The 25,007-nt window shown below is 60.9% G+C and carries 26 protein-coding genes and 3 tRNA genes; 25 read left to right on the forward strand and 4 right to left on the reverse strand.

The window, feature by feature from the left end; translation table 11 throughout:
* Nucleotides 1-5: 5 nt before the first annotated feature.
* The 18 genes from KF821_07610 to KF821_07695 all read left to right on the forward strand — a co-directional run bounded on the left by KF821_07610 (nt 6) and on the right by KF821_07695 (nt 15,503).
* Nucleotides 6-899, forward strand: a complete 894-nt coding sequence (locus KF821_07610; GenBank protein ID MBX3005677.1) for a branched-chain amino acid ABC transporter permease — start codon at nt 6-8, stop codon at nt 897-899.
* Nucleotides 892-1,836, forward strand: a complete 945-nt coding sequence (locus tag KF821_07615; GenBank protein MBX3005678.1) for a branched-chain amino acid ABC transporter permease — start codon at nt 892-894, stop codon at nt 1,834-1,836. The genes KF821_07610 and KF821_07615 overlap by 8 nt, the downstream gene beginning before the upstream one ends.
* Nucleotides 1,833-3,092, forward strand: coding sequence for an amino acid ABC transporter substrate-binding protein (locus tag KF821_07620; GenBank protein ID MBX3005679.1), 1,260 nt, complete (start codon nt 1,833-1,835; stop codon nt 3,090-3,092). Before KF821_07615 ends, KF821_07620 begins: the two co-directional genes overlap by 4 nt.
* Before the next feature lie 247 nt (nt 3,093-3,339).
* Nucleotides 3,340-4,308 (forward strand): sugar-binding transcriptional regulator, encoded by a 969-nt coding sequence (locus KF821_07625; protein MBX3005680.1) that lies wholly within the window; start codon nt 3,340-3,342, stop codon nt 4,306-4,308.
* Nucleotides 4,309-4,329: 21 nt separating this feature from the next.
* Nucleotides 4,330-4,605 carry an HPr family phosphocarrier protein gene (locus KF821_07630; protein ID MBX3005681.1) on the forward strand — a complete coding sequence of 92 codons (276 nt, stop codon included), beginning with the start codon at nt 4,330-4,332 and terminating at the stop codon, nt 4,603-4,605.
* On the forward strand, nt 4,605-5,027 hold the full coding sequence (locus tag KF821_07635; protein MBX3005682.1) for a hypothetical protein: 423 nt from the start codon (nt 4,605-4,607) through the stop codon (nt 5,025-5,027). The genes KF821_07630 and KF821_07635 overlap by 1 nt, the downstream gene beginning before the upstream one ends.
* Nucleotides 5,028-5,122: 95 nt before the next feature.
* Entirely contained in the window at nt 5,123-5,662 is a 540-nt protein-coding gene (locus tag KF821_07640) for a PTS glucitol/sorbitol transporter subunit IIC (protein MBX3005683.1), read from the forward strand.
* Between the two features lie 22 nt (nt 5,663-5,684).
* On the forward strand, nt 5,685-6,218 hold the full coding sequence (locus KF821_07645; GenBank protein ID MBX3005684.1) for a PTS glucitol/sorbitol transporter subunit IIB: 534 nt from the start codon (nt 5,685-5,687) through the stop codon (nt 6,216-6,218).
* Nucleotides 6,219-6,306: 88 nt separating this feature from the next.
* Entirely contained in the window at nt 6,307-6,687 is a 381-nt protein-coding gene (locus tag KF821_07650; GenBank protein ID MBX3005685.1) for a hypothetical protein, read from the forward strand.
* A gap of 18 nt (nt 6,688-6,705) precedes the next feature.
* On the forward strand, nt 6,706-7,071 hold the full coding sequence (locus tag KF821_07655; GenBank protein MBX3005686.1) for a PTS glucitol/sorbitol transporter subunit IIA: 366 nt from the start codon (nt 6,706-6,708) through the stop codon (nt 7,069-7,071).
* Nucleotides 7,072-7,075: 4 nt separating this feature from the next.
* Nucleotides 7,076-8,386: a hypothetical protein gene (locus tag KF821_07660; GenBank protein ID MBX3005687.1), complete on the forward strand. Its 1,311-nt coding sequence runs from the start codon at nt 7,076-7,078 to the stop codon at nt 8,384-8,386.
* 1 nt (nt 8,387) lies between these two features.
* The gene (locus tag KF821_07665; GenBank protein ID MBX3005688.1) at nt 8,388-9,077 is read left to right on the forward strand and encodes a class II aldolase/adducin family protein; all 690 of its coding nucleotides are present in this window, start codon (nt 8,388-8,390) and stop codon (nt 9,075-9,077) included.
* A gap of 13 nt (nt 9,078-9,090) precedes the next feature.
* Complete coding sequence (locus KF821_07670; GenBank protein MBX3005689.1) at nt 9,091-10,083, forward strand: thiamine pyrophosphate-dependent dehydrogenase E1 component subunit alpha; 993 nt, start codon at nt 9,091-9,093, stop codon at nt 10,081-10,083.
* Complete coding sequence (locus KF821_07675; GenBank protein ID MBX3005690.1) at nt 10,076-11,080, forward strand: alpha-ketoacid dehydrogenase subunit beta; 1,005 nt, start codon at nt 10,076-10,078, stop codon at nt 11,078-11,080. The genes KF821_07670 and KF821_07675 overlap by 8 nt, the downstream gene beginning before the upstream one ends.
* Entirely contained in the window at nt 11,080-12,492 is a 1,413-nt protein-coding gene (locus KF821_07680) for a 2-oxo acid dehydrogenase subunit E2 (protein MBX3005691.1), read from the forward strand. Before KF821_07675 ends, KF821_07680 begins: the two co-directional genes overlap by 1 nt.
* Nucleotides 12,493-12,522: 30 nt before the next feature.
* Nucleotides 12,523-14,262 carry a phosphoenolpyruvate--protein phosphotransferase gene (gene ptsP / locus KF821_07685; GenBank protein ID MBX3005692.1) on the forward strand — a complete coding sequence of 580 codons (1,740 nt, stop codon included), beginning with the start codon at nt 12,523-12,525 and terminating at the stop codon, nt 14,260-14,262.
* A 10-nt stretch (nt 14,263-14,272) separates the two neighbouring features.
* Nucleotides 14,273-15,112, forward strand: a complete 840-nt coding sequence (locus KF821_07690) for an inositol monophosphatase (protein MBX3005693.1) — start codon at nt 14,273-14,275, stop codon at nt 15,110-15,112.
* Between the two features lie 19 nt (nt 15,113-15,131).
* On the forward strand, nt 15,132-15,503 hold the full coding sequence (locus KF821_07695; protein ID MBX3005694.1) for a DUF2089 domain-containing protein: 372 nt from the start codon (nt 15,132-15,134) through the stop codon (nt 15,501-15,503).
* A gap of 41 nt (nt 15,504-15,544) precedes the next feature.
* Here KF821_07695 and KF821_07700 read toward each other — a convergent pair whose 3' ends face one another.
* On the reverse strand, nt 15,545-15,832 hold the full coding sequence (locus tag KF821_07700; protein ID MBX3005695.1) for a zinc ribbon domain-containing protein: 288 nt from the start codon (nt 15,830-15,832) through the stop codon (nt 15,545-15,547).
* Between the two features lie 61 nt (nt 15,833-15,893).
* Nucleotides 15,894-17,579 (reverse strand): tetratricopeptide repeat protein, encoded by a 1,686-nt coding sequence (locus KF821_07705; protein MBX3005696.1) that lies wholly within the window; start codon nt 17,577-17,579, stop codon nt 15,894-15,896.
* A gap of 63 nt (nt 17,580-17,642) precedes the next feature.
* Here KF821_07705 and KF821_07710 point away from each other — a divergent pair, with 63 nt between their 5' ends.
* Complete coding sequence (locus tag KF821_07710) at nt 17,643-18,560, forward strand: LysM peptidoglycan-binding domain-containing protein (GenBank protein MBX3005697.1); 918 nt, start codon at nt 17,643-17,645, stop codon at nt 18,558-18,560.
* A 2-nt stretch (nt 18,561-18,562) separates the two neighbouring features.
* On the opposite strand, the gene KF821_07715 is transcribed toward KF821_07710, so the two are convergent.
* On the reverse strand, nt 18,563-19,780 hold the full coding sequence (locus KF821_07715; protein ID MBX3005698.1) for a site-2 protease family protein: 1,218 nt from the start codon (nt 19,778-19,780) through the stop codon (nt 18,563-18,565).
* A 2-nt stretch (nt 19,781-19,782) separates the two neighbouring features.
* Nucleotides 19,783-20,610, reverse strand: coding sequence for a tetratricopeptide repeat protein (locus KF821_07720; protein MBX3005699.1), 828 nt, complete (start codon nt 20,608-20,610; stop codon nt 19,783-19,785).
* Between the two features lie 301 nt (nt 20,611-20,911).
* Here KF821_07720 and KF821_07725 point away from each other — a divergent pair, with 301 nt between their 5' ends.
* The 6 genes from KF821_07725 to KF821_07750 all read left to right on the forward strand — a co-directional run bounded on the left by KF821_07725 (nt 20,912) and on the right by KF821_07750 (nt 24,979).
* Entirely contained in the window at nt 20,912-21,997 is a 1,086-nt protein-coding gene (locus KF821_07725) for a TRAM domain-containing protein (protein MBX3005700.1), read from the forward strand.
* A 15-nt stretch (nt 21,998-22,012) separates the two neighbouring features.
* Nucleotides 22,013-23,506, forward strand: coding sequence for a cysteine--tRNA ligase (gene cysS / locus KF821_07730; protein ID MBX3005701.1), 1,494 nt, complete (start codon nt 22,013-22,015; stop codon nt 23,504-23,506).
* 1 nt (nt 23,507) lies between these two features.
* The gene (gene rlmB, locus KF821_07735) at nt 23,508-24,263 is read left to right on the forward strand and encodes a 23S rRNA (guanosine(2251)-2'-O)-methyltransferase RlmB (GenBank protein ID MBX3005702.1); all 756 of its coding nucleotides are present in this window, start codon (nt 23,508-23,510) and stop codon (nt 24,261-24,263) included.
* Between the two features lie 145 nt (nt 24,264-24,408).
* Nucleotides 24,409-24,480 (forward strand) — tRNA-Thr (locus KF821_07740).
* A 53-nt stretch (nt 24,481-24,533) separates the two neighbouring features.
* Nucleotides 24,534-24,616, forward strand: a tRNA-Tyr gene (locus KF821_07745).
* Between the two features lie 291 nt (nt 24,617-24,907).
* Nucleotides 24,908-24,979: transfer RNA gene (locus KF821_07750), tRNA-Thr, on the forward strand.
* Nucleotides 24,980-25,007 lie beyond the last annotated feature (28 nt).

Here is a 25,007-nt window from a genome sequence, read left to right on the forward strand (position 1 = left end):
TTGCCATGATCCATCTCGATGCACTTGCACAAGTTGCCGTTTCCGGGGTGCTGCTCGGCGGCCTATATGGCTTGGCCGCTTTGGGCCTTTCGTTGATGTTTGGCGTGCTTAAGATCCTCAATGTGGCCCATGGAGAACTGATCATGCTGGGGGGCTATGCTGCCTTCTGGGGCTTTTCTCTTTACGGGCTTGACCCCTTCGTAGCATTGCTGCTCATCGTGCCATTAATGTTCGCGCTGGGCCTCGGCTTGCATCTTGGGTTGTTTCAATGGATCGTGCGTGCGGAGGAGCAGCCACGCATCAAGAACTCGCTGTTGATCGGCTTTGGATTAACGCTGATACTGCACAATGTGGTTATCTTTATGTGGGGGGCGGATGATCGCGCCATCACGACTGCCTATTCACTTAATGCGCTGACGCTCGCCGGGGTGCGCATTCCGGTTGCTCGCGCGGCGGGCTTCTTGATCTCTATGCTGTGTGCTTTTGGCATGGAGTGGCTTTTGGAGCGCACCGATTTTGGCAACTCCATTCGCGCCACTGCCGAAGACTGGCGCCATGCCGCACTAACCGGCATCAATATCCAGCGCGTATATCTATGGACAGTAGCCATCGGCTCGGCACTCGCCGGCGTGGCTGGCATGCTGGTCAGCCTGGGCTACAGCGTCAGCCCTTCAGTCGGCCTAGCGTGGACACTGAAAGCGTTGATCGTAGTGGTGCTGGCGGGGTTGGGCAGTATGCGCGGTACGTTTTTTGCTGGCATCCTGCTGGGTGTGGCGGAAAGTGTTGGCACATATCTCATTCCTAATGGCGGCCAGTATCGCGAGGCGATTGGCATCCTCTTGTTTCTTGTGGTGCTAAGCCTGCGCCCGCAAGGATTATTTGGTGCCAAACTTGGCTAAGCCCGCTACGCGCACCCTGGGCCTGGGATTGCTGTTGGCTGCCGCGCTGGCCCTGCCGTGGTATGGCGCCAATGACAGCCTGATCACTACGCTGGTGCACGCGTTGATCCTGGCTACGTTGGCAATCAGCTGGAATATTCTGGCGGGGTTTGCCGGCCAGATCAACCTGGGGCACGCGGCCCTCTTTGGCATCGGTGCGCTGGCCACCCGCCAGTTATGGTTAGCCCAGGGCTGGGGTTTGTGGGCCAGCTTGGCTGCCGGTGGTTTGGCTGCGGCCTTGTTTGCGCTATGTATCGGCGCGCCGGCGCTGCGCTTGCGCGGCATCTACTTTTCCATTGCCACGCTGGCGATCGCGCAGGCATTACGCGCCACCGTCAGTTCGCTGCTGCCCAAGGTTACGCGCCTGCCGGGGGCGGTGCTTGCGCAGTATGCGCTGAGTGAGCGCTATTGGCTGGCCCTGGGCGTATTTTTGGCGGCGCTGGTAGCAGCCAATCTGCTGCGGCATTCCAAGCTCGGCTTGGGAATGCGCGTCGTGCGCGAAGATGAGCACGCGGCCGAAGCGATCGGCGTTAATATCTTCGCGCACAAACTTAGCGCGTTCGTGATCAGCGCTTTCTGGGCTGGCCTGGCCGGGGGCGTGTTCGCCTTTTATCATCCCAGTTATTACTACAGCCTGACCTTTGAGCCGGCCTGGACCTTTGATGCGGTGCTGGTCACCTTTATCGGTGGCATTGGTAGCTTGGTCGGCCCGGTGCTCGGTACCGCTTTCTTTGTCTTCCTGCGCGATGTGTTGGCAGCCCATTGGGTGGATTTTCATCTGATCCTTTTTGGCAGCGTGTTTATCTTGGTGGTACTGCTGATGCCCGGCGGCTTTGTTGAATTCTGGCATAGCGTAAAATCCAAGCGGGCGCAGGGGGCCGCTCAGGAGAAGCGATGAAAAACCTACTGAAGATAATTGCCGCCGTGGTTGTGCTGGGCCAACTGCTATTGGCTTGCGCCCCGGCACCTGTAACGGCACAGGCTACCGCGCCCGCTTCCGTGTGGCAGGGCGCAGTGCCAGCCGCCATTAACATCGGCGCCACGATCCCGCTCACTGGCGCCTTCGCCGCCGGGGGTGCCCAGGTGCTGATCGGCTACCAATATGCGGTCGATGCGATCAACCAGGCAGGCGGCATCTATGTCGCCGAATACGACGCCCACCTTCCGATCCGGCTGATCGTCAAGGATGATGGATCGAAGCCGGAGAACGTCGTTAGCAATTTGGAGGCGCTCTACGCCGCCGACAATGTCGCCGTGTATCTGGGCGGGTTTGGTAGCAGCTTGCATTCCGCTGCCGCGGCGATTGCAGAAAAGAATCAAGTGCCCTATCTCGGTATCGCCTTCGCTCAATATGATATTCACCAGCAGGGCTATCAGTATTTGTTCTCGCCATTCTGGAAATCTCCACAAATGGCTACCGATGTCTTTGAAATGCTCAATGGCCTTTTGCCTGAGGGCCAACGCCCCACCAAAGTTGCCATCATCCATGAGCAAACCGACTGGGGCATTGAGCTGGGCGGCATGTGGGCCGAAGCCGCACCGACCTATGGATACGAGATCGTGGCCACCGAAAGCTATGCAGTCGGCACGGCAGATTTCACCGATATCATTTTGCGCGTGCAACAAGCCGGTGCTAATGCGGTGCTCTCGCTACCCGTACCCCCGGATGGGTTTACATTGTTCCGCCAGATGGCAGAGCTGGGCTATACGCCCGAATTTGCCCTGGTGGTGCGCGCCCCCGACAATACGCCGGTGTGGATCGAGAATTTGGGGCGCGCCGGTGATTATGTTGTGCTGGCTCCGGGATGGCACAGTTCGATGAACTATGCGGGTGTGGCGGCGATCAACGCACGCTATCAGGCGGAATATGGCAGCCCGGCGCTGGCGCAAGTGGGCAACGCCTATGCAGTCATCCAGATCATGGCGGATGCGATCGAGCGTGCCGGCGCACTGGACCGTCAGGCCATCCGTGATGCCATCGCCGCCACGGATCTCGATACCGTCACGGGCCATATCACTTTCTTCGCCGATGGCACCAGCAGCGTCGCCAACCCCTTAGTGCAGATCGTCAATGGCACACAGCAGGTGATCTGGCCGGCTGAGTTTTCCACGGCAGATTTTGTCTTCCCGGCTCCGCCGTTTGACCAGCGTTGAGCGCTCAACCCTAAAAGTTGCTTCCTAAGACGGGCTGCTTAGCAGCCCGTCTTTTTTTGTCTCCATCGCTATCGTGACAAAAAACACATGCACATGAGTAATTTTTCTGGCGGAAACTTTAGAGGAAAATTAGTGTTACTATCTTTAGGTATATGTGCAACGCATGCAATTCTGTGCAGACGAAGCCGTATATGCAAGGGGGCGCCTGGGGTCTTTTACCCGGCGCGTTTTTGCAAGCGAGGGCCGTGTGACGATGCAAGATTATGAGCGCATGGCTCTGCTGGCACAAATTGCAGAGCTGTATTACATGCAAAACATGAGCCAAGCTGAAATCGCGCACCGTTTTGGGTTCTCTCGCTCCAAGGTTTCGCGCCTGATCACCGAATCGCGTGAAACTGGCCTGGTCCAAATCCGCATCAATCATCCCGTGCGGCGCGACTCCATTCTCGAAGAGCGCCTGGCCAAAACTTTCGGCCTGCACAGCGCCCACGTCCTGCAAACCAGCCTGTATACCGAAAGCCAGAGCCTGCGCACCCTGGGCCGCCTGGGCGCCTACTACCTCAGCGAGCATTTGGCGCCCAACAGCACCCTGGGCATCTCCTGGGGCACGGCCATTTTTGAAGTCGCCCAGGCGCTGCGCAAACGCAACTACCCCGAATTACGCATCGTGCAGATCATCGGCTCCATCGGTTACGGTGACCCTGCGGTGGATGGGCCAGAGCTGGCGCGCAACATCGCCGCGGTCTTCTCAGGCAAGTATTTCACCCTCAACGCTCCAGTGATCGTACAAGACCAGCATGCACGGGATACCTTGCTCAATGAGCGCCATATTCAAGAAGTGCTGGCGCTCGGCCTGCGCGCGGATTACTACCTGGTGGGCATCGGCTCCACCACACCCGGCTATTCTGCCCTGGTGCGCGCCGGCAGCCTGCCCGCCGCCGAGATGGATGCGATCATTCAGGCTACAGGCGCCGTGGGCGATATCTGCGCCCGGGTGTATGACCAGAACGGGAATTTCTCCGGCTTCGATTTCAACCAGCGCGTCGTGGGCATCTCGTTGCAGGAGCTGCGCGATGCCAAGGGGACGGTGGTGGGCATCGCCGGTGGCGAAGCCAAGGCACCGGCCATCCTTGGCGCCTTGCGCGGCCGCCTGATCGACGTGCTTATTACGGACGACAAGGCGGCGGAGAAGGTGCTGGAGTTGCACTCCAACTAGACCATCAGCGAAAGACGGACTATGGGCATTCTCAGAACCACCATCCAACATGAAGCCGGCCTGCATGCAAGACCGTTAGCCCAATTCGTCAAGACCGTTAGAGCCTATGATGCCGAGGTGCAGGTGACCAACCTCACTCGCGGCAAAGGGCCCGTGCCGGGGGCCAGCCCGGTGAAGCTACTCCTGCTGGCTGTCCTCAAAGATCACGTAGTTGAAATCCAGGCCGATGGCCCGCAAGCGCAAGAAGTGCTGCAGGCCTTGCAGACCTTGATCCACGAAAACTTTGGAGAGCACTGATGCTGGATTTCCTTTCTGAAAATATCGCCGTTCTTGGCGTAGCCCTTTTGCTGATGTGGGGCTTGCAATTTGCCTTCACCTACATCCAGATGCGCAAATTCTACGCACGCCTCAAAGTGGTGCGCCAGGCGGGGCTGACTGCGGTGGGCAAAGGCGGCGGCCAATACCGCGGCCGCGTCTATGGAGTGCTCACCGTGAATAATGCCAAGCAGGTCATCCATGCCGAGAAAATGTCCGGCTGGTCAAACTTCTCTGGCTTGAAGCCCGTGCCCGAACTGATCGGTTTATCCCTACATGACATAGTGGATGAGACCAAGCCCTTACCGGTCTCTCAAAAACTTTCTGATGCCTTCCGCGATGCCGCGGCGTATCTGCTTGATGCTGAAAAGCAGACCCTCCCCGAAGCAGACCCCGGTAAATAAATCCCAAGCACAAGTAATAGGAGGAACCCACCCAGCGATTGCCGAAATGTCTCACCTACACCCCTAATCGACTTATTAGAGGAGAGTCTCAGACTATGGATGCTTTAGTACATGCAGCAGAATGGTTCATTGGTTTGTTCCAACAGGGCGGGGCTGTGTTCCTTTCATTGGTCGGCGGCATTATTCCGCTGCTGATTGTTTTGCTTACCGGTGTCAACGCCCTCGTGGCCCTGATCGGCCCCGAGAAGATTGACAAGGTGGGTGAATGGGCCGCCCGCGACGGGATTATCTACTACCCCGTGCGCTACATCTTGCTCCCCTTCCTGGCCGTGTTCTTCCTGACCAACCCTATGGCTTACACCATGGGGCGCTTCCTCCCCGAGCGCTTCAAGCCGGCGTTTTACGATGCCGCCGTGTCTTACGTTCACCCGCCGCTGGGTATCTTCCCCCACATCAATCCGGGTGAATTGTTCGTCTGGCTGGGTATCGCCGCGGGCATTGAATCGCTGGGCCTCTCCACCGTGCCTCTGGCGCTGTGGTACCTGGTTGTCGGCCTGATCGTCATCTTCATCCGTGGCATTGTGACTGAGCGCATTACCGCCATCATGTGGGCGCGCCGCACGGCTGCGAAGTAAGAGAAGAAGGAGAAACTAAACAATGAATGCATTCCTTGTAAAAGTTGGCCGTGGCGTTGGTGGTGTGGTCGGTGCTTTGTACCAGGCCGGCCGCGATGCCGTTGATCAGGTCGTTGTAAACATTCTGCCCTTCATGGCTTTCATCAGCCTGGTGATCGGTATCATCCTCGCCACTGGCGTGGGTGACTGGATCGCCAACATGCTCGCCCCGCTGGCGGGCAGCCTGGTGGGCCTGCTGATCCTCTCCGTGATCATCGCCATTCCGGTGCTCTCGCCCCTGTTGGGCCCCGGCGCGGTGATCGCCCAGATCATCGGCACCCTGTTGGGCAGCACCCTGCTGGCCAATGGCAGCATCCCCCCGGCGTACGCGCTGCCGGCGCTGTTCGCCATCAACCCGCAGGTGGGTTGTGACTTCATCCCCGTCGGTCTGGCGCTGGGTGAAGCCGAGCCCGAGACGGTGGAAGTAGGCGTTCCGGCGGTGTTGTTCTCCCGCCTCATCACCGGCCCTGTGGCGGTGTTGATCGCCTTCCTGTTCATGCCCCTGCTTCCCTACTAAGCACTGCTTTGAGCCGGGAGGGGAATCTTTCCCCTCCCGGCCTCAACCCATCTACAAACGGAACTTCGGACAAGAGAGGATTAAGACGATGAGCAAGCAATACAAAAAGGTCAAAATTTCCGCCGGGCCACGCGGCTGGGGCGGGCCCCTGGTGATCGAGCCCAAGCCGGGTAAGGATCTGATCTATTGCGTCACCGGCGGCGGCATCCACCCCCTGGCCCAACACATTGCCGATCTAACCGGTGGCACCGCTTTTGATGGCTTTCGCTCCAAGGCCGGCTTTGACGAGATCGCCGTCGCCATCATCGACTGTGGCGGTACGGCGCGGGTGGGCGTATACCCAATGAAGGGTGTGCTCACCGTGGATGTGTATGCCACCAAGCCGTCTGGCCCGCTGTTCCGCTTCATCAAAGAGAACGTGTTCGTTTCTGGCGTCACCGCGGACCAGGTCGAACTGATCGAAGACTAATTCGCAGAGCTAGGCAGCATGGTTAAGTATCAGGCACGCGTTACTCACATCGGCCCATATGTTGCCGAATTTATTGCAGAAAATGTGTTGGTGTTCTTTGGCGGGCAGGCGCCCGAAGAGCTGGCCGAATTTGCCATTTTGCACGATGGCCAGCAGCTAGAGGGGCAAGTGATGGCGGGCGACCGCCTGTTCTTGAATGACGAGGCCTTTCAAGTGTTGGCGGTGGGCGAGGTGGCGAATGCCAACCTGGCCAGCCTGGGCCATCTGGTGGTCAAAGTCAACGGCCAGCCTGAGCCTGAAATGCCAGGGGATGTATGTGTGGAAATGAAGGCGCTGCCCACTATTGAGGTGGGCACCCAGTTGCGGATTGAGGATCCTGAGTAGAAAAATGAAAACATTGCGCGAGCGTTTGCGAGAGTTTGAAGCCCGCCAGGGCCACCCAATTCGGGTGGGCTTGGTGGGAGCCGGCCAGATGGGGACTGGCCTGATTGGTCAAATGGAATTAATGGACGGCATGAAGGCCGTTGCCGTGACCGACGTGCTACCACGCCGCGCCTATGACGCCTTCCACGAAGCCGAAGTCGATCCGCAGCTCATCGCTGAGGCCGCTAGCGCCGCCGAAGCGGATGCCCTCATCGCTGCCGGCAAGCGCGCCGCGCTGCAATCTACCGCGGAGTTGCTGAAAATTGCCAACCTGGATGTCATCGTTGAATCGACCGGCATTCCTGAAATTGGCGCCGAAGTGTGCCTGGGCGCCATCCAAGCCGGCAAACACATCGTCAATATGAATGTGGAGGCCGATGCCACGATTGGCTATTACCTCGGGCAGCAGGCCAAGGCCGCCGGGGTGGTCTACACCCTGGCCGCCGGCGATGAGCCGGGGGCGATCAAGGAAATTTACGATTTTGCCGATGCGCTGGGTTTTCGCATCGTTGCCGTAGGCAAAGGCAAGAACAACCCGCTCAACCGTGCTTCCAATCCGGACAGCGTGGCGGAGAAGGCGCGCAGCCGCAAGATGAGCCCCAAGATGCTCGCCTCGTTCGAAGATGGCACCAAGACGATGGTGGAGATGACCAGCATTGCCAACGGTATCGGTTTTGTACCCGAGGTGCGCGGTGCCCACGGGCCGGATGTTACCGTCAAGGACCTGGCCAAAGTCTTTGTGCCCAAGGCGGATGGTGGCTTGCTGGAGGGCAGCGGCGTGGTGGACTATGCCGTTGGCCCGGCGCCCGGCGTGTTCGTGATCATCACCACCGATCGTGAGAAAGTGATCCGCGATTTGAACTATCTCGGCGTGAGCAGCGGCGGCAACGGCTATTGGAGCCTGTACCGCCCTTATCACCTGGCTAACCTGGAGACGCCGATCTCGATCGCCCACGCCGCGTTGGAGGGGCTCTCGACCCTGGTGACGCTGCAGCCGCCCACCGCTGAGACGATCACGGCAGCCAAGCGCGATCTCAAAGCCGGCGAGCGCATTGATGCGCTGGGTGGTTTTACCGTCTACGGCATGATCGAGAAAGCCAGTGTGGCGCGCCAGCAAAACTTGCTGCCGCTGGGTTTGGCGGTGGGCGCCACCCTGGTGAACGATGTGCCGATGGGCCAGGCCTTGCGCTATGAGGATGTGCAGTTGGATGAAAGCCAACTGATCGTCAAGCTGCGCCGCGCTCAGGATGAATTGGTGGCGGCCCAACAGGGCTAATATGCGCAAACCGGCATCTGTCGCCCAGGCGACGGGCATCGTCGAGCGGTTATCGGCTACCTATGGCCACTTGTGGGGGCGTAAGCCGCACACGGATGGCCAGTTGGCCGGGCGCCTGGGCGCCGAGCTGCGCGAAGTCTTCGCCAGCCCGGCCCAGTTGCAGGCACTGAGTACGCATGCCCGCCAGGCGGCCGAATTGGGCCTGGTGGCGGGCCGCTTGGGTGAAATCAGCCAGCGGCTGGAGCAAGGCAAGTTTCTGGTGACGGCCGCCGAGAGCTGGTTTTACCAACTTGCGGATGCCGAGCTATTGCTGGCCGGTGAACGCAACCCTGCCGGCCCGCAAGGCGCGGCACTGCCGGCTCATTGGGCCTGGCACCTGCTCGGCTACCAGCAGCACCCGGCTGCGGGCGCCAGCTTGCTGGGCCAGCCGGCGGCCGCCATGGCGCTGCTGGCCGCTGGCCGCCTGCCCGATCTGGGCCCTTTGCCGCGTGCCAGCCACTTGGGCACGCTGGCCTATTGCGCTTCGGCCAGTACACCCTCGCCCGCGAGCATCGGCGCAGCGCGGGTTCTCTTTATTCAAGGAGCCGGCGTACTGGTATTGGCCAGCAGCGCCGCGCAGGCCATTAGTGACCTGCATTTAGTCAACCGCCTGTCTGAGATCAGCCTATTGCAGACCCGCGGCATCGATTGAGGTTTGACAGAGCATGGCAAAGACCAAAAACTCTAAGACGTCCCCAGTGGCCGCAGCAAGCACGCTGAGTGACGCGCAGCTGCACGAAATGCTGTACACGATGATGGTGATCCGGCGCTTCGAAGAAAAAGCCCTGGAGCTGTATTCATTGGGCAAAGTGCACGGCACGATGCACCTCTCCATCGGGCAAGAGGCCACCGCCGTGGGCGCTTCCGCGGCGCTCACCCAGCAAGACTATTTGCTGAATACGCACCGCGGCCACGGCCATTGCCTGGCCTGGGGCAGCCAGGCCGATTTGATGATGGCTGAATTCATGGGCAAGGAAACTGGCTACTGCCGCGGCCGCGGTGGCTCGATGCACATTGCCAATGTAGACGCCAACAACCTGGGCGCTAACGGCATTGTGGCCGGCGGCCTGCCGATCTCGGTCGGCGTGGGGCTGAGCATCAAATCGCGCAACACGGAACAGGTTGTGATGGTGGTCTTTGGCGATGGCGCCTCGAATGAGGGCGCCTTCCATGAATCGCTCAATATGGCCAGCATTTGGAACCTGCCAGTCATTTTCCTGTGTGAGAACAACCAATACGCCATGTCCATGCCCGTCGAAAAGAGCATGCGCGTCGAGCGCATCAGTGAGCGGGCGGCGGCATACGGCATGTACGGGGTAACTGTGGATGGCAACGATCCGCAGGCCGTCTTTGCCGCGGTGCTGCGGGCACGCCAACAGGCGGTGGCAGGCCATGGCCCTACGTTGATCGAATGCAACACCTATCGCTATATGGGCCACTCGAAGAGTGATCGCCAGGCCTATCGCACCCGCGAAGAAGTCAAGGCCTGGATGGATAAAGATCCGATCGAGCGCCTGGCCGGCAATTTGGGGCTGAAGGAAAGCGCCAAAGAGGCCTTGTTCAAGAAAGCCGAAGCCGAAATTGCCGAGGCAGTGAGTTTTGCTGAGGCCAGCCCCGAGCCGGACCCGGCTGACATTATGGAGGGCGTGTATGCCTAGCGCCAACGGTACCCGCGAGATCACTTATGTTGAAGCCGTCCGCGAGGCGCTGACCCAGGCGATGCAGGCGGATGAGCGCGTCTTCCTTATCGGCGAAGATATTGGCGTATACGGTGGTGCCTTTGGCGTCTCCGCCGGGATGCACGCCCAGTTTGGTGATCAGCGCGTGATCGATACCCCGATCTCCGAGGCGGCCATCGTGGGCGCCTGCGTGGGTTCGGCGCTCACCGGTATGCGCCCGGTGGGCGAGATCCAGTTTATGGATTTCATTACCCTGGGCATGGAGCAGTTGGTGCTGCAGGCCGCCAAGGTGCGCTTTATGTTTGGCGGCAAAGCCAGCGTGCCGATGGTGCTACGCACCCCCGGCGGCTCTGGCACTGGCGCGGCGGCCCAGCACTCCGAGAGCCTGGAGACCTGGTTCACGCATGTGCCTGGCCTCAAAGTCGTCATGCCCAGCTCCCCGTATGATGCCAAGGGCCTGCTGCTGGCGGCGATTGCCGATGAGAACCCGGTGATCTTTGTAGAGCACAAGCTGCTCTACAAGATCAGCGGCCCGGTACCCGAAGAACCCTACACCATTCCGCTGGGCCAGCCCAACATTGTGCGCAGTGGCCAGCATCTCACCGTGGTGGCTACCTCGATCATGGTGCAGCGCGCCAAGCAGGCCGCCGAGGAACTGGCCAAAGAGGGCATTGAGCTCGAGATCGTTGATCCGCGCACCCTCAATCCGCTGGATGACACGCTAATGATCCAATCGGTGATGAAGACCGGCAAAGCGCTGATCGTGCACGAATCGGTCAAGACCAGCGGCTATGGCGCCGAATTGGCGGCACGCATTGTGGAGAGCGAAGCGTTCGATTACCTGGATGCCCCTGTGCGCCGCCTGGCTGGGTTGGATATCCCGATCCCCTATAACCGCAACCTCGAATACCATGCCGTACCCCAGGTGGAGAACATCGTGGCCGAGGCGCGCAAACTTGTGCGCGGGGAATACTAATGGCCAAAGAAGTCATCATGCCGGTCTTCGGCTTCAATCAGGAGAGCAGCCAGATCGTCTCCTGGCTGGTGCAGGATGGCCAGGCAGTGGAGCAAGGCGACCCAATCGCTGAGGTCACCACGGATAAGATCAACATGGAGATCGAGGCCCCGGCCAGCGGCGTGTTCCGCGCGCTGGGCTACGCCGCTGGCGAAACCGTGCCAGTCACCACGGTGATCGCCTACATCCTGGCGCCCGGCGAAAAAGCACCGGCGGCGCCCGCCAAAGCGCCCGTCAGCCCTGCAGCGGTCGTGCAGGCTGCTGAAGTGCCAGCGCCGCGCCCCGCACCAGGTATCGAGCAGCCCCAACAAGCGCCCCCAGCGGCCCTGCCGGCCTATGCGCCGCCGGCCGCAGAGGGGCGCGTGGCCGCCGTGTCGGACCTGGCGGCCAAAGTAGCCAGCGAGCACGGTATCGACTTGGCGGCGGTGCGCGGCAGCGGAGTGGGTGGGCGCATAACCCGCAAGGATGTGGAGCAATACCTTGGTGCTGCGCAGCCCCCGGCTAGTGCCTCTGATGCCAAGGTGCGTGCCACGCCCGCGGCACGCCAAGCGGCACGCCAGGGGAACATTGCCTTGCACGCCGTACGCGGCAGTGGCCCACGCGGGCGCGTGCAGGCGGCCGATGTGGCCGCCGCGCCTCGCGCGGTACAGGCGGCTCCAGGCGCGCAAACCCACCAGCCAGGGGGCGTGCAGCACATCCCGCTTAGCCAGATGCGCCGCACGATTGCGGCCAACTTACAGCGTAGCGCACAGGAAGCGCCACACATTTATTTTCAGGTGGATGTGGACATCAGCGCGCTCAACGATATGGTGGCGGTGGCCAACCGCCAGGCGGCCAGCGGCAGCCCGAAAGTGACCCTGACCGCCGTGCTGGCCAAGGCCGTGGCCTGGGCGCTCACGCGCCATCCCCGGCTCAATAGCCACCTCGCCGCGCAGGAGATCTTGCAGTACGCCGATATTCACCTCGGTCTGGCGGTGGCGCTGGAGGATGGCCTGATCGTGCCGGTCATTCATCAGGCGCAGAGCAAAAGCATCAGCACCCTGGCCAGCGAAGTGAATGACTTGGCGCAGCGCGCTCGCAGTGGTAAGCTCAAGCCCGCAGATTTGCAAGGCGCAACCTTTACCATCTCCAACCTCGGCATGTTCCGCGTCGATCGCTTCACCGCCATCATCAACCCGCCCCAGGTAGGCATTCTGGCGGTGGGGCGGGCCAGCCAGCGGGTCCTGCCGGATGCAAGCGGACAGCCGCAGGTGCGGCCCGTTGCCACGCTGACCCTCTCGGTGGACCATCGCGTGATTGATGGCGCCGTAGCCGCGGCCTTCCTCGATGAGCTCAGCACAGTTTGTGAACGGCCGCATTTGATGGTACTGTAAGCGCCAATCTAAACTCATTAGGCGACTTGAATGGAAACCATGCTGGACAATCTGGCCATCAAGGGGGTGCCTGCTGCTTCAGGTATTGCAATAGGGAGACCGTGGGTGTACCAACCCCACGCGGCGCGCGTGGAGCGGCGCAGCATCAGTGATGTAGCGGCTGAGTTGGCGCGGCTGGCGGCGGCCAAGCAGACCGCCAAACAGCAACTGGCTGAACTGCAGCAAAAAACGCTGGCTGAGATCGGCGAGCAGGAAGCGGCGATCTTTGAAGCGCACCAAATGTTTCTGGAAGACCCCGAGCTGGATAAAGCCATTCACCAGCGCATCGAAAGCCAGCAGATCTGCGCTGAGGCCGCGGTGGAGGATGCGATCGAGCATGCTGCGGCAGAACTGGCCGCCTTGGAAGACGAATACTTCCAGGCGCGCGCCGTGGACCTGCGTGATGTTGGCCGCCGCTTGATCCAATTGCTCCTCGGCGTAGATACGCAGCTCAAAGGGTTCCCGGATGAGCCCGTGATCGTTTTCGCCGAGGATCTGACCCCTTCCGATACCGTGCAATTTGACCGCAGCCGTTTGCTGGCTCTGGTCACCATTCAGGGCGGGCCAACCTCGCACACCGCCATCCTGGCCAATAGCATGGGCATTCCTGCGGTGGTCAGTGCCCCCTTGGAGCTGGCTCAGGCCAAAGCCGCCGCGCTGGCCATCGTGGATGGGCGCAATGGCGAAGTGATCTTTGCCCCCAGCGAAGCCAAACTGGCTGAGATGCACAGCCAGCAGGCCGCCTGGCTGGCCCAGCGCGCCGCCGCACAAACCCGCAGCCACGAGGCCGCCATCACCACCGATGGTCACCAGGTGGAAGTGGTAGCCAATATCGGCAATGTGCAAGATGCGCAGCAAGGCTTGGAGTACGGCGCGGAGGGCGTGGGCCTGTTTCGCACCGAATTCCTGTTCCTTGACCGCCATAGTATGCCCACAGAAGATGAGCAGACGGCCGCCTATGGCGCGATCTTTGAGGTACTGCGCGGCAAGCCGGTGGTAGTGCGCACGCTGGATATCGGCGGCGATAAATCGGTTGATTATTTGGGCTTCAAAACTGAAGCCAATCCCTTCTTGGGCTGGCGTGCCATCCGCATGATGAGTGAGCGCCCGGATCTGCTACTTTCCCAGTTCCGCGCCCTGTTGCGCGCCGGCGTGGATACGGATCTGCGCATCATGGTGCCGATGGTCTCGCGCCTCACCGAGGTGGAGCAGGCGCGCGGCTTGTTACGCGTCGCCCAAGAGGAGCTGGCCAGCGAAGGTACCCCGTTCTGCCAGACGCTGCAGTTTGGCATCATGATCGAAGTACCCTCGGCAGTACTGGTGGCCGAGCACATTGCCCCACTGGTTGATTTCTTCAGTATCGGCACGAATGACCTGACCCAGTACACCATGGCGGTGGACCGTACCAACGAGCGTGTGGTCAACATTGCCAGCCCCTTTCACCCCAGCGTGCTGCGTTTGATCAAGCTCACCATCGATGCCGCGCATGCGCAGGGCAAATGGGTGGGGGTGTGCGGCGAATTCGCCGGCAACCCGCTGGCCGTGCCGTTGTTGCTGGGCATGGGGCTGGACGAGTTCAGTATGTCGCCGGTGAGCGTGCCGGTGGTCAAAGATTTGATCCGGCGCTTCTCGTTGGAGGAAGCACAGGATATTGCCAGCCGGGCCTTGCGCCTGCCCAAGAGTGAGGCGGTGCAGACCTACTTGCAATCCGTGGTGAGTGCCAAACAATAAAGGAACCAGCGTGGCTGCAGATCTTGATCAGCAAGTGATGGAAGACTATCTCGAGTTTGCGATAGGCGCCGCCCGCGAGGCTGGCGCCCTGTTGCTCGAAGGCTTTGATAAGCAAAACAAAGTAATGCACAAGAGTTCAGCGGTGGATTGGGTCACCGAGTACGACCGCGCCTCTGAGCAACTGGTGGTGGCGCGCATCACGGCCGCATACCCTACCCACGGCCTGGTGGGCGAAGAGGGTAGCCGCCGTGAGGGGCAAGACGGCTACACCTGGTACATCGATCCGCTGGATGGCACCACCAACTATGCCCATCATTTTCCGATGTTTGCTGTGTCGATCGCGCTGTATCAGGGGCAAACGCCGCTGGTAGGCGTGGTGTATGACCCGCTGCGTGACGAGCTGTTCAGTGCACTGCGCGGGCAGGGCGCCTACCTAACGCGGGGCAGCGAACGCAAGCCGTTGCAGGTGACCCAGGCGCAGGTGCTGGCTACCAGCTTGCTGGCTACCGGCTTCCCGTATGATTCGCATACCAGCAGCCACAACAACGTCACCGAGGTGGGGGCGTTCGTGCGCCGGGCGCAAGGCTTGCGCCGGGCGGGTTCAGCCGCCCTGGATATGTGCTATGTGGCCGCCGGGCGCCTGGATGGCTATTGGGAGTTCAAGCTGTTCGCCTGGGATATGGCCGCGGCACGCCTGGTGGTGGAGGAAGCCGGCGGGCGCTTCACCCAGCCGGATGGCGCGCCGATCGAGATGGTGGAGAAAATGGCCGCCTGCGTGAGCAACGCTCACATTCATGCTGAGATGCTGGCGGTGCTGGCCGAAGCGGCCCAGCAGCGCGGCGCAGAGTAGTTTCCTTTATAATTTTTGCATGCATAGCGCACCGCACGTCTGCCCGGTTTGCCAAGGTGAGCTGGTCCTCACCCGCCTGGTATGCCGCGATTGTGAAACCGCCATTGAGGGCCGCTTTGAGGCCGGCCCATTTTCCCGGCTCAGCCCCGAGCAATTGCATTTTGTAGAAGCCTTTGTGCGCAATGAGGGCAAGATTACGCGCATGGAGGATGAGTTCAAGCTCTCTTACCCCACCATCCGTAGCCGTTTGCATGAAGTCATCCGCGCCCTGGGATATGAGCCCGGTAAAGACAGCGCGGTTCCACTGACGGAAGAAGAGCGCCGCAGGATACTGGAAGATCTGGATAGTGGCAAGATCACTTCCGAAGAAGCGATGCGCATGTTGGAATAGCAATACAAAGCAAAATGCTGCCCTTGGGCAGCATTTTTTGTTTAACTTTCTGTGCTGGGCTTGCTGGCCGGCTTTTCGCTTTTGCTCTCGCTGGCTGGGCTGGCCTCTTTGCCTTTTTTGCCGTTGCTCGGGGCCGGGCTGGCCGCCTTGTGGCTCTTATCGGTCACATAGAAGCCGGAGCCTTTGAACACCACGCCCGCGGCGCGGTACACCTTGTGCAGCGCATGTTTGCGGCATTCAGGGCATACCTTGAGTGGGCTGTCATCAAAACTTTGTTGGCGGTCAAATTCATGGCCGCAGTTGTCACAACGATAGGTATAGACCGGCATAGTTTCAGTGAACCTTAACGGCGAGATTATAGCCCTGCGAAAGTGGCTTTGCAAGCAGGCGCTACGGTTGCAGGTGTTGTTGGGCTTCGTCGCGCCAGGCGGCGGGCATACTGGCGGCGGGCAGGGTCAGCAGGCTTTGCCAATCGGCCTTGGCCGTGTTGGGCTGGCCCAGGGTTTCCAGCGCGGTGGCACGCCAGTAAAACAACTGGGCGCGTTGGGCGGCCGCTTTGGCCAGCGGGGCAGCCGCATTGATCTCGAAAAAGGCCGCGCTGGGGCTGCCGGTGGCCAGCAGGGCGCGGCCGAGATAGATGCGCGCTTCGAACCAATCGGGCGCCCCGCTTACCGCTACGCGGAAATCGCTCAACGCCAGTTCGCTGCGCCCCGCTTCGAGTTCCTGGATGCCGCGATAGTACGACGCCGAGGGCAAATTAGCATCCAGCTCCAGGGCGCGCTCAAACGCTTCGCGAGCAAATGATTCGTTGCCGTTCAATTGGTGCGCCAGCCCGAGCAGTTCCCAGCCGCGCCCATCTTCACCAGCGAAGCCGAGGTAGGTTTGCAGGGTCTGCACTGAGGCTTCGTAATTGCCCAGGCCTTGCTGGGCACTGGCGATCGTAAGATAGCTTGACAGTAGGGTCAGATCTTGCTGCTGGGCTTGCACGGCGGCCTGCAATGCCTCTTGATACTCCCCGCGCACCAGGTACACCTGGGCGATCTGTTCCAACACTTGGGCGTTGTTGGGTGCCAGGGCTTCGGCCGCCAAGGCATCCTCCAGAGCACGGTTGGGGTTGGCGCGCTTGAGGTTAAAGGCGGCTCGTTCCAGGTAACCTTCGATCAGCTTGTCATCCAGCAGCAGGCTGGTGTTTAGATCCGTAAGGATGCTGGCCGTATTGGCATCCTGGGCGATCAGCGCCCGGGCGCGGCCCAGGTACCCATAGGCAAAGGAGCTATCGGCGGCGATGGCTTGCTCGTATGCTTGCAGGGCCGCAGCTGGCTGGCCCGCCTGCAAGTAGCTCTGCCCCAGATAGTAGGCAGCATCGGCGGTTTGTGGGTTAGCCGCCAGATAGGCGCTAAACAGCTCGATGGCGCGCGGCCCATTGCCCGCGTCGTAGGCGGCCAGGGCTTCCTTGAAGGCCGGGTCAGCATGCGGGGTGGCCAGGTAGCGCGGCGTGGCGGTATAGGTGGCCTGCAGCAGTTCTTCAGGATCGCGCGTGGCCAGTTGGATCTGGCGCGTGGCGGTGGCTTGCGGAGTGGTATTGAGAGTGCCGCCCAGGCTGGGGGTGGCGGTGTTGATAAAACTGGGCAGCAGCCCTTGCTGCGTGGCGAAGAACACCAGCCAAATGACCGCGATGCCGCCCGCCAGGCTGCCTAGGATCCAGCGGGCAGACCAGGCCGGATCGATGGCGCGTTTTTTGCGCTTGCGCAGTTTGGGGGCCGCAATCTCGCTGGTTTGCCATTCGCCAGGGTCTTCGGGGATGAAGGCGGGCACGCCTTGCTCGGGGATCTCGGCGCCGAGCAACTCAAGATCATGCCGGGCAGCGCTGTTGTCAGGGTCGAGGAAGAGCACATTTTGCAAGCAGTAGATGCGCTCCTGGCGTGATTCCACCGCGGTGCTCATCAGCAACCAATAGAGCGGCTCGCGATTGTCGGTGCGCAGCAGTGCCAGCAGCAGCTCGCGTGCCCGGGCGGTGTCGCCCGTCTGGCCCGCCTGCACGGCCTCCTGAAGCATTTGCTCCTTCGTTAATGCCATTGCGCGTGAGTTTAGCACACGCACTCCGCCTGGACAAGAAAAGGGCTTGGATATAATCACGGCGTGTTCTCACGTTGTGCACTCCTGAGCTTATGTTTGTGGCTGGCTGCGTGCCAAGCCGCACCTGAGCCGCAGCCCACCCCATTGGCTTCACTGGAAATTACTGAATTTGTGCTGGCTACCCCCAGCGCCACGGCGGGCGGCGCGGCTACGCTGGAATTTGTGCCGCCCACGCCCACACCACAAATCTATGTGGTGGTGCCGAACGACACCTTGTTCACGATTGCAGCCCGCCTTGAGATCACGCTGGATGCGTTGATGGCTGCCAACCCTGGGGTGGATGCCCGCGCGCTGGCCCCAGGCACCGAACTGCTGATTCCTTCCGGGGCAATGGCCGCCACTACCCCGCTGCCACAAATCACCCCGGTGCCGGTGGCCGCCCGCCCGCCGCGCTGTTTTGCCAGCCAGGCGGGCGAGTTGCGCTGTCTGGTGCTGGTGCAGAATGATGGCCAGTTGCCACTGGAGAACGTGACCGGCTATGTGCGCCTGCGCGATGCCAGTGGGAACACCCTGGCGGATGCAGAGGCAGTGCCGCCATTGAATTTGCTGCCGGTGGGCGCGGCTATGCCGTTGATAGCTTCCTTCTCTGTGGCCCCCGCAGGCTGGGCCAGCGCCCAAGCGGAAATCACTAGCGCCTTTGCGGTGCAAGAAGATCAGGCGCAGTATGTACGCGTGCAGAGTGTAAATTTCAGTTGGGAGGCGACCGCGCCGGCGGCCCAGGCCGCCCATGTGCGCGGCCGCGTGGAGTTGGCGGGTTCAGCCAGCAGCGTGTGGGTGCTGGCGGTGGCTTACGATGCCGGCGGCGAACCGGTAGGCATGCGCCGCTGGGAGAGCGCAGGGCAGACGGAGTTTGATTTCTGGGTCTACAGCCTCGGCCCGCAGATCAGCGATGTGCAGGTGGTGGCGGAGGCGCATCCGTAGCCTTAGGGGCCACCGAATGGCCCAGTGATCAGCGTGAGTGGCAACGGAGTGAACACCAGGAAAAATAACAGAATGGCCAGAATGGCAACCGCTTTACGCGCCGGGTTGAGTGGGGTCACTTGATCGAGTGGTTCGGCGGATGCACGCCCCAAAAATAGAATCAAAAAGGTCCACACCCACCAGCCTGAATAAAAGAACCCCAGAATGGCGAGGAGCGCCACGATCACCGGCCACAGGGCGCGCACGCGTTTGCCCAACAGGGCATACAGGATATGCCCGCCATCCAATTGGCCTACGGGGATCAGGTTCAACGACGTGACCAGCAGGCCGGCCCAGCCAGCCCAGGCCACGGGGTGCAAAAAGACATCCATGCCGCCCAGGGGGCTGGGGGCGCCGGTGAAGAGATAGCGCGCCCAGTACAGCAACGGCGGCACGCCAGCGTAGCTCTGTGGAGCCGGCAGCCACTGCCCAAAGACCGCGTATTTTGAAAGTAGATACAGGATCGAGTTGCCTTCCAGGCTGATTGCATCCCCGGCGGCCACGAAGCGCGGCAACGGTTCAAGGGTGGAGAGCTGCAAGCCCAGCAGTAGCACCGGGATGGCCACCAGTAGGCCAGCCAAGGGCCCGGCCACGCCAATATCGAACAGCACTTTTTTGTTACGCGGTACCTCTTTGAGTTGAATGAAAGCACCTAGCGTGCCGAAGGGGCTGAAGGGGGCGGGTAGCGGCAGGAAGTAGGGCAGGCTCACTTCGCTGCCGTGATAGCGCGCCGCTAAGTAGTGTCCAAATTCATGGGCCAGCAAGATGCTCAGCAAGGCGGCGGCAAACGGCAGCCCTTCACCCAGATGGCTGAACCAGCTTGCCAGGGTGGTGGGTAGCGGCTCCTCCAACCCGTAGAGCATGCCAGTGTAGAGCATGCTGGCCAGGGTGAGCAGAAAGAAGGCCAGATTGAGCCAGGGGTTGGAGCGGCGCGGCCGCGGCGGAAGGGGCGTGAGCACCAGTGCATGCTGCTTGCCATCGGCCAGCAAATGTACGCTGAGTTTTTGCGCCTTGAGCGCCGCGCTCAGTTCGCGATGGGCACGTTCTGACTCGACGCGCAGCTGGCCGTGATAGCGCATCACATAGGGCAACTTGCCGCCGCCCTGAACGACTTGCTCGATGTCCAAATAGCGGGCGATCAGCGGGGTGATCGTGTCGGTATCGGTATGGGGGGTGTGCATAGTTAGAAAAGCAAGCCGGCCAGTTCTTTGCGGTAGGCGCGGCCCTCCGGGTCCTCTTCGCTCCATAGGGTGAGCAGGCCCAAGGCTGCCTTGTGGGCTTGGCCGCCGGCGTAGCGTTTGTTTTGGCGCAATAGCTCCAGCAGGCCATCCATGCCCGCGGCGATCTGGCCGCGGCCCACCAGGCGTAGGCTGTTGGCGAATATGGGGCTCAGTGCGTCTTCGCTCAGCTCACCGTTGGCGGCATCCGCCATTGCTTGAGCCAGCGCGGCCAGTTGTTCGGCCTGGGTATACAGCTTGCTGACGGGAAAGTTGCGCAGGATCGGCAAGGCCCCGGCGAAGTCACCGCGGGCGATCTGGCTTTTGGCTACCCCGAGCAGCGCAGCGGGATGGTCAGGATTGGTGTCCAGCACTTGGCGCAAGGTTACTTCGGCCGCGTCCCACTCGTGCTGGGCGAGCAAGTGCTCGGCGCGGCCTACTTCTATGTCCTGGGTGCTGGGGCCGAGGGCCGCCACGAACTCGCGCAGGCGCGCTTCACCAGGGTGGCCCTGGAACTCGGCGACCACTTGCCCGTTGCGAAAGGCTTTGACGGCCGGCACTTTGGCTGCGCCGAGTTGTTTGGCCAGACGCGGCTGGGCGTCGACATCCAGGCGCGCCAGGCGAAAGATGTGGCCGGCTTCGTTGGCCAGTTGCCACAGCGCATGATCCAGCCCGCGGCAGGGAATGCACCAATCGGCCGAGAAGCTCAGCACCACTACCTGCTGGCGCGAATGCTCCAGTACCTGGAGAGGAAAGTTGGCTTCGGTGATCTGAATGACTTCAGGCGTGGACATGCAAGTACGTATGCTACCAAAATTCTGTGGCCCTAGTGGAAAATGGCCGCGCCAGTGCAAAATTTGACATCCCCCAGAGCGGCATGCTAATATACCTGTGCTGTTTCATCCATTCGATTGATTCTTCGCACTTATTTGCCTCGGGTTAACCCTGGGCCGGCAACCTGCACTCATTTTGGCTCTACCGAAACAGCATTGAGAAACGGCAACTGAAAACCGGCCGGCGGCTACCCCTGCTGCCATGGGTTGGCAAGAGCGCTCCAGGTGAGCGCTGTTTGCGTTAGGCAAGGATAGGAGTTGCATGAGTATCCAGTTTGTTCTGCGCTTGATAGGGATGCTGATCTTCGGCACCTTGGGCGTATATGGCGGCGTGGAGTTGGCCAACCTGTCGGGCGAGGACCCGCAATGGTTCGCGCGCATCTTTGGCTTGGTCGGCGCGCTGGTGGGGTTGGTGCTAACGCCGTACATCACCGTGCATCCGTTGCGGGCCGTGCGCCGGGTGTTGGCGCAAATCTCGTCGCGGGCCTTGCTGGCGGGCCTGTTTGGGCTGATCATCAGTCTGGTGATCGCCGGCTTGCTGGCCTTCCCGCTCTCGCTGTTGCCACGGCCCTTTAGCCAGATCTTGCCGATCGTTTTCGCGGTCTTGATCAGCTATTTTGGTGTGACCGTGTTTATCTCACGCCAGAACGATATTCTCTCGTTCATGAATTTTTCAGGGCGCGGCACGGCGGATAGCCGCCCGCGGGCCGAGGGCGCCAATGCGGCCACCATCCTAATGGATACCAGCGTGATCATTGACGGCCGCATCGTGGATATTGCCCGTACCGGGTTTGTGCCCGGCGCGCTGCTGATCCCGCGCTTCGTGCTCAACGAGCTGCAGCACATCGCCGATTCAGGCGACAAGCTGCGCCGCCAGCGTGGCCGCCGCGGCCTTGAGGTTGTGGCTGCTCTGCAGAAAGATGCCAAGCTGGGCGTGCGCATTAGTGATGTAGATGTAGAGGGCACGCGCAATGTAGATGACAAGCTAGTGATCCTGGCGCGCCAGATGCATGTGCCCGTGCTGACCAATGATTTCAACCTCAACCGTGTGGCCGAGCTGCAGGGAGTGACGATCCTAAACATCAACGAGCTGGCCAATGCCGTCAAGGCAGTGTTTCTGCCTGGCGAAGAGTTGACCGTCAAGGTGATCCAGGCCGGGCGCGAGCCGCGCCAAGGGGTGGGCTATTTGGATGACGGCACGATGGTGGTGATCCAGGATGGCAGCGACTACCTGGGCAACACTGTGCAGGCCTCGGTGACCAAGGTGCTGCAGACGGCTGCAGGCCGCATGGTATTCGCCAAACCCGAAGCTCCGGCGCGCAGCAACCGCCGCAAATTACAAAAGTGACCCGGTAACTCAGTTATGACCCTACGCATCTACAACACACTCACCCGCCAAACCGAGACGTTTGAAACCCTCCAGCCTAACCAGGTCAGCATGTACGTCTGCGGGCCTACCGTGTACGCCAATGCGCACATCGGGCACGCCATGTCGAGCTTGGTCTTTGACATCGTGCGCCGTTACCTTGAGTATCGCGGCTACCAGGTGCGCCATGCGATGAACTATACCGATGTGGACGACAAGATCATCATCCGCGCCAATGATGCCGGGGAGGACCCCTTGCACCTGGCCGAGCGTTACATTGAACAATACGCCGAGCACTTGCGCCAGTTGAATGTGCTGCCGGCCACGGTGTACCCGCGTGCCACGGAAGAGATCCCCGCGATCATTGACATGGTCGCCGGCCTGATCGCATCGGGCCACGCGTATCCCGCCGAAGGCGACGTGTACTATCGCGTCGACAGCGACGAAGAGTACGGCAAGCTCTCGCATCGCAAGCTGGAAGATATGAACGCCGGTGCGCGCATCAATGTAGATGAACGCAAAGAGCACCCCATGGATTTTGCACTGTGGAAGGCGGCCAAGCCCGGCGAGCCCGCCTGGGATAGCCCGTGGGGGCCGGGGCGCCCAGGCTGGCATATCGAGTGCTCGGCGATGGTCTTCCACCATTTGGGGGAGCAGATCGATATTCATGGTGGCGGCAATGACCTGATCTTTCCGCATCACGAAAACGAGATCGCCCAAAGCGAAAGTTTGAGCGGCAAGCCGTTTGCGCGCTATTGGATGCACAACGGCATGATGCAGCTCTCTGGCGAGAAGATGTCTAAATCGCTGGGCAACCTGATCACCATCGAAGATTTTGTCAGCGAGCACGAGCCTGATGTGCTGCGCATGATGATCTTGAACACCAGCTATCGCCGTCCACTCACCTATAGCGATGAAGTGGTGGAAAGTGCCGGCCGCGGCCTGGAGCGCCTGCGCAGCGGGCTCAACCCGCCGCTGCCGGGCGCGCGCGGTGCGGCGGCGGAGATCGAAAGCACGCTGCAAGCCGAAGCGCAGGCCGCCAGCGAAAAGTTTGTGGCGGCTATGGATGATGACTTTAACTCCGCGGCGGCGCTGGCGGTCTTGTTCGACCTGGTGCGCGTGATCAACCAGACGCGCGACGCGGATGCCAATGAGGCCCAGCTTGCCCCGGCGCAGGCCGTGCTGCGCGAGCTTAGCGGCGTGCTGGGCTTGCGCCTGGCGCGCGCCCAGCGCGAAGTGGATGCGGCACCGTTCGTAGAATTGGTGGCCGCGCTGCAAAGCGAGATCGCCGCGGTAGACCCAGCGATCGCAGCCGAGTTGCAAGCCGCCGAGCCCCAGCCGGCCAATCTGATCGCTGCGCTGCTGGAGGCACGCGTCCAGCTGCGCGCCCAGAAACAGTGGCAGCTTAGCGATACGATCCGCGACCGCCTGGCGACGCTGGGAGTGATCGTAGAGGATAGCGTCGGCGGCAGTGCCTGGCGTTGGGTGTAGTGTGAAGGAATGGCTGTATGGGCGCAATGCCGTCTATGAAACCCTACGGGCAGGGCGCCGGCGCATTTATGCGCTGGCCTTGGCCGAGGGTCTACAGCCCAGCACGCGCCTAGGCGAGATCGAGCAGTTGGCGCGGGTCGCCAAGTTGCCGGTGCGCAAACTGCGCCGCCATGAGCTGGATGGCCTGGTAGAAGGTCATCATCAGGGGGTGGCCCTGCAGGTAGAGGAGTATGCCTACGCTCATCTTGGCCAATTGCTGCAGAGGCCACAGCAAGCCGGGGAGCCCCCCTTTTTCTTGCTGCTTGATACGCTGCAAGACCCGCAAAACCTAGGCACCTTGTTGCGCAGCGCCGAAGCCGTGGGCGTCCATGGCGTCATCATTCCGCAGCGACGTACTGCCACCGTTACTCCGGCAGTGGTCAATGCATCCTCGGGGGCCAGTGAGCACTTGCTCATCGCCCAGCACAATCTTGCACAGGCCATTGATGAGCTTAAGCAGGAGAACATCTGGGTGATCGGTCTGGATGGGGGTGCGCAGGCCCAACCCTTGGGGCGGCTTAAGCTGGATATGCCGATCGCGTTGGTGGTGGGCAGCGAGGGGGAAGGCATGCGCCGTTTGGTGCGCGAAACCTGTGATGCGTTGCTGCAATTGCCGATGCGGGGCCAGGTGGAATCGCTGAATGCAGCCGTAGCCGGCTCGGTGGCGTTGTACCTGGTGTGGCAGGCGCGCGGCTTTACCGCTGGAGCCACCGGCTAACCAGCAAAATACACTCAGGCATTGACTCTGATTGCCAACGCGGATAAACTTACGCTCTTGCCAAGCGCTCTCGGCAGGTTTTGAGGGTGATTTTTGGTAAGCTCTGCGCGCCTGCGCGCGGTTGAGTTTAACAACTACATATCACGCCGACGTAGCTCAACGGCAGAGCAACCGCCTTGTAAGCGGTAGGTTATGGGTTCGATTCCCGTCGTCGGCTTCCGTGCAACGCAAGCACCCTGCTGGCAAGATGCTAGCGTTGCACGGAAACATGGGCAGATACCCAAGTGGCCAACGGGGTCTGACTGTAAATCAGATGGCGTACGCCTTCGGGGGTTCGAATCCCTCTCTGCCCACAAGAGCAGCCCGCGGTAGCGCGTGGCAATTGCGAAAGCAAAGCCAAGGCGAACCGTGCAGCCGCTCAAAAATACTGAGCAGCCTGCGGTAGCGCGTGGCAATTGCGAAGCAATTGCCAAAAGCGAGCGGCGCAGCCGCTCGAAAATACTGAGTAGCCCGCGGTAGCGCGTGGCAATTGCGAAAGCAAAGCCAAAGCGAACCGTGCAGCCGCTCAAAATACTGAGTAGCCCGCGGTAGCGCGTGGCAATTGCGAAGCAATTGCCAAAAGCGAGCGGCGCAGCCGCTCGCTAGCCCTCATAGCTCAGTGGTAGAGCGCATTCTTGGTAAGAATGAGGTCATGGGTTCAATCCCCATTGAGGGCTCTGAAGTAAAAAGAATAATTGCAGGATA

It is taken from the genome of Anaerolineales bacterium (assembly GCA_019637755.1).
Classification (GTDB): domain Bacteria; phylum Chloroflexota; class Anaerolineae; order Anaerolineales; family UBA11579; genus JAMCZK01.

Excerpts from the sequence above, each read along its gene's own strand:
- KF821_07650 (MBX3005685.1), top strand. The coding sequence starts at position 6,307 with ATGAGCAAGCAATACAAAAAGGTCAAAATTTCCGCCGGGCCACGCGGC.
- ptsP (MBX3005692.1), top strand. The coding sequence starts at position 12,523 with ATGGAAACCATGCTGGACAATCTGGCCATCAAGGGGGTGCCTGCTGCT.
- KF821_07665 (MBX3005688.1), top strand. The coding sequence starts at position 8,388 with ATGCGCAAACCGGCATCTGTCGCCCAGGCGACGGGCATCGTCGAGCGG.
- KF821_07675 (MBX3005690.1), top strand. The coding sequence starts at position 10,076 with ATGCCTAGCGCCAACGGTACCCGCGAGATCACTTATGTTGAAGCCGTC.
- KF821_07660 (MBX3005687.1), top strand. The coding sequence starts at position 7,076 with ATGAAAACATTGCGCGAGCGTTTGCGAGAGTTTGAAGCCCGCCAGGGC.
- KF821_07635 (MBX3005682.1), top strand. The coding sequence starts at position 4,605 with ATGCTGGATTTCCTTTCTGAAAATATCGCCGTTCTTGGCGTAGCCCTT.
- KF821_07715 (MBX3005698.1), bottom strand. The coding sequence starts at position 19,780 with ATGCACACCCCCCATACCGATACCGACACGATCACCCCGCTGATCGCC.
- KF821_07720 (MBX3005699.1), bottom strand. The coding sequence starts at position 20,610 with ATGTCCACGCCTGAAGTCATTCAGATCACCGAAGCCAACTTTCCTCTC.
- KF821_07705 (MBX3005696.1), bottom strand. The coding sequence starts at position 17,579 with ATGGCATTAACGAAGGAGCAAATGCTTCAGGAGGCCGTGCAGGCGGGC.
- KF821_07620 (MBX3005679.1), top strand. The coding sequence starts at position 1,833 with ATGAAAAACCTACTGAAGATAATTGCCGCCGTGGTTGTGCTGGGCCAA.
- KF821_07610 (MBX3005677.1), top strand. The coding sequence starts at position 6 with ATGATCCATCTCGATGCACTTGCACAAGTTGCCGTTTCCGGGGTGCTG.
- KF821_07655 (MBX3005686.1), top strand. The coding sequence starts at position 6,706 with ATGGTTAAGTATCAGGCACGCGTTACTCACATCGGCCCATATGTTGCC.
- KF821_07640 (MBX3005683.1), top strand. The coding sequence starts at position 5,123 with ATGGATGCTTTAGTACATGCAGCAGAATGGTTCATTGGTTTGTTCCAA.
- KF821_07695 (MBX3005694.1), top strand. The coding sequence starts at position 15,132 with ATGCATAGCGCACCGCACGTCTGCCCGGTTTGCCAAGGTGAGCTGGTC.
- KF821_07670 (MBX3005689.1), top strand. The coding sequence starts at position 9,091 with ATGGCAAAGACCAAAAACTCTAAGACGTCCCCAGTGGCCGCAGCAAGC.
- KF821_07630 (MBX3005681.1), top strand. The coding sequence starts at position 4,330 with ATGGGCATTCTCAGAACCACCATCCAACATGAAGCCGGCCTGCATGCA.
- KF821_07700 (MBX3005695.1), bottom strand. The coding sequence starts at position 15,832 with ATGCCGGTCTATACCTATCGTTGTGACAACTGCGGCCATGAATTTGAC.
- KF821_07680 (MBX3005691.1), top strand. The coding sequence starts at position 11,080 with ATGGCCAAAGAAGTCATCATGCCGGTCTTCGGCTTCAATCAGGAGAGC.
- KF821_07645 (MBX3005684.1), top strand. The coding sequence starts at position 5,685 with ATGAATGCATTCCTTGTAAAAGTTGGCCGTGGCGTTGGTGGTGTGGTC.
- cysS (MBX3005701.1), top strand. The coding sequence starts at position 22,013 with ATGACCCTACGCATCTACAACACACTCACCCGCCAAACCGAGACGTTT.
- KF821_07725 (MBX3005700.1), top strand. The coding sequence starts at position 20,912 with ATGAGTATCCAGTTTGTTCTGCGCTTGATAGGGATGCTGATCTTCGGC.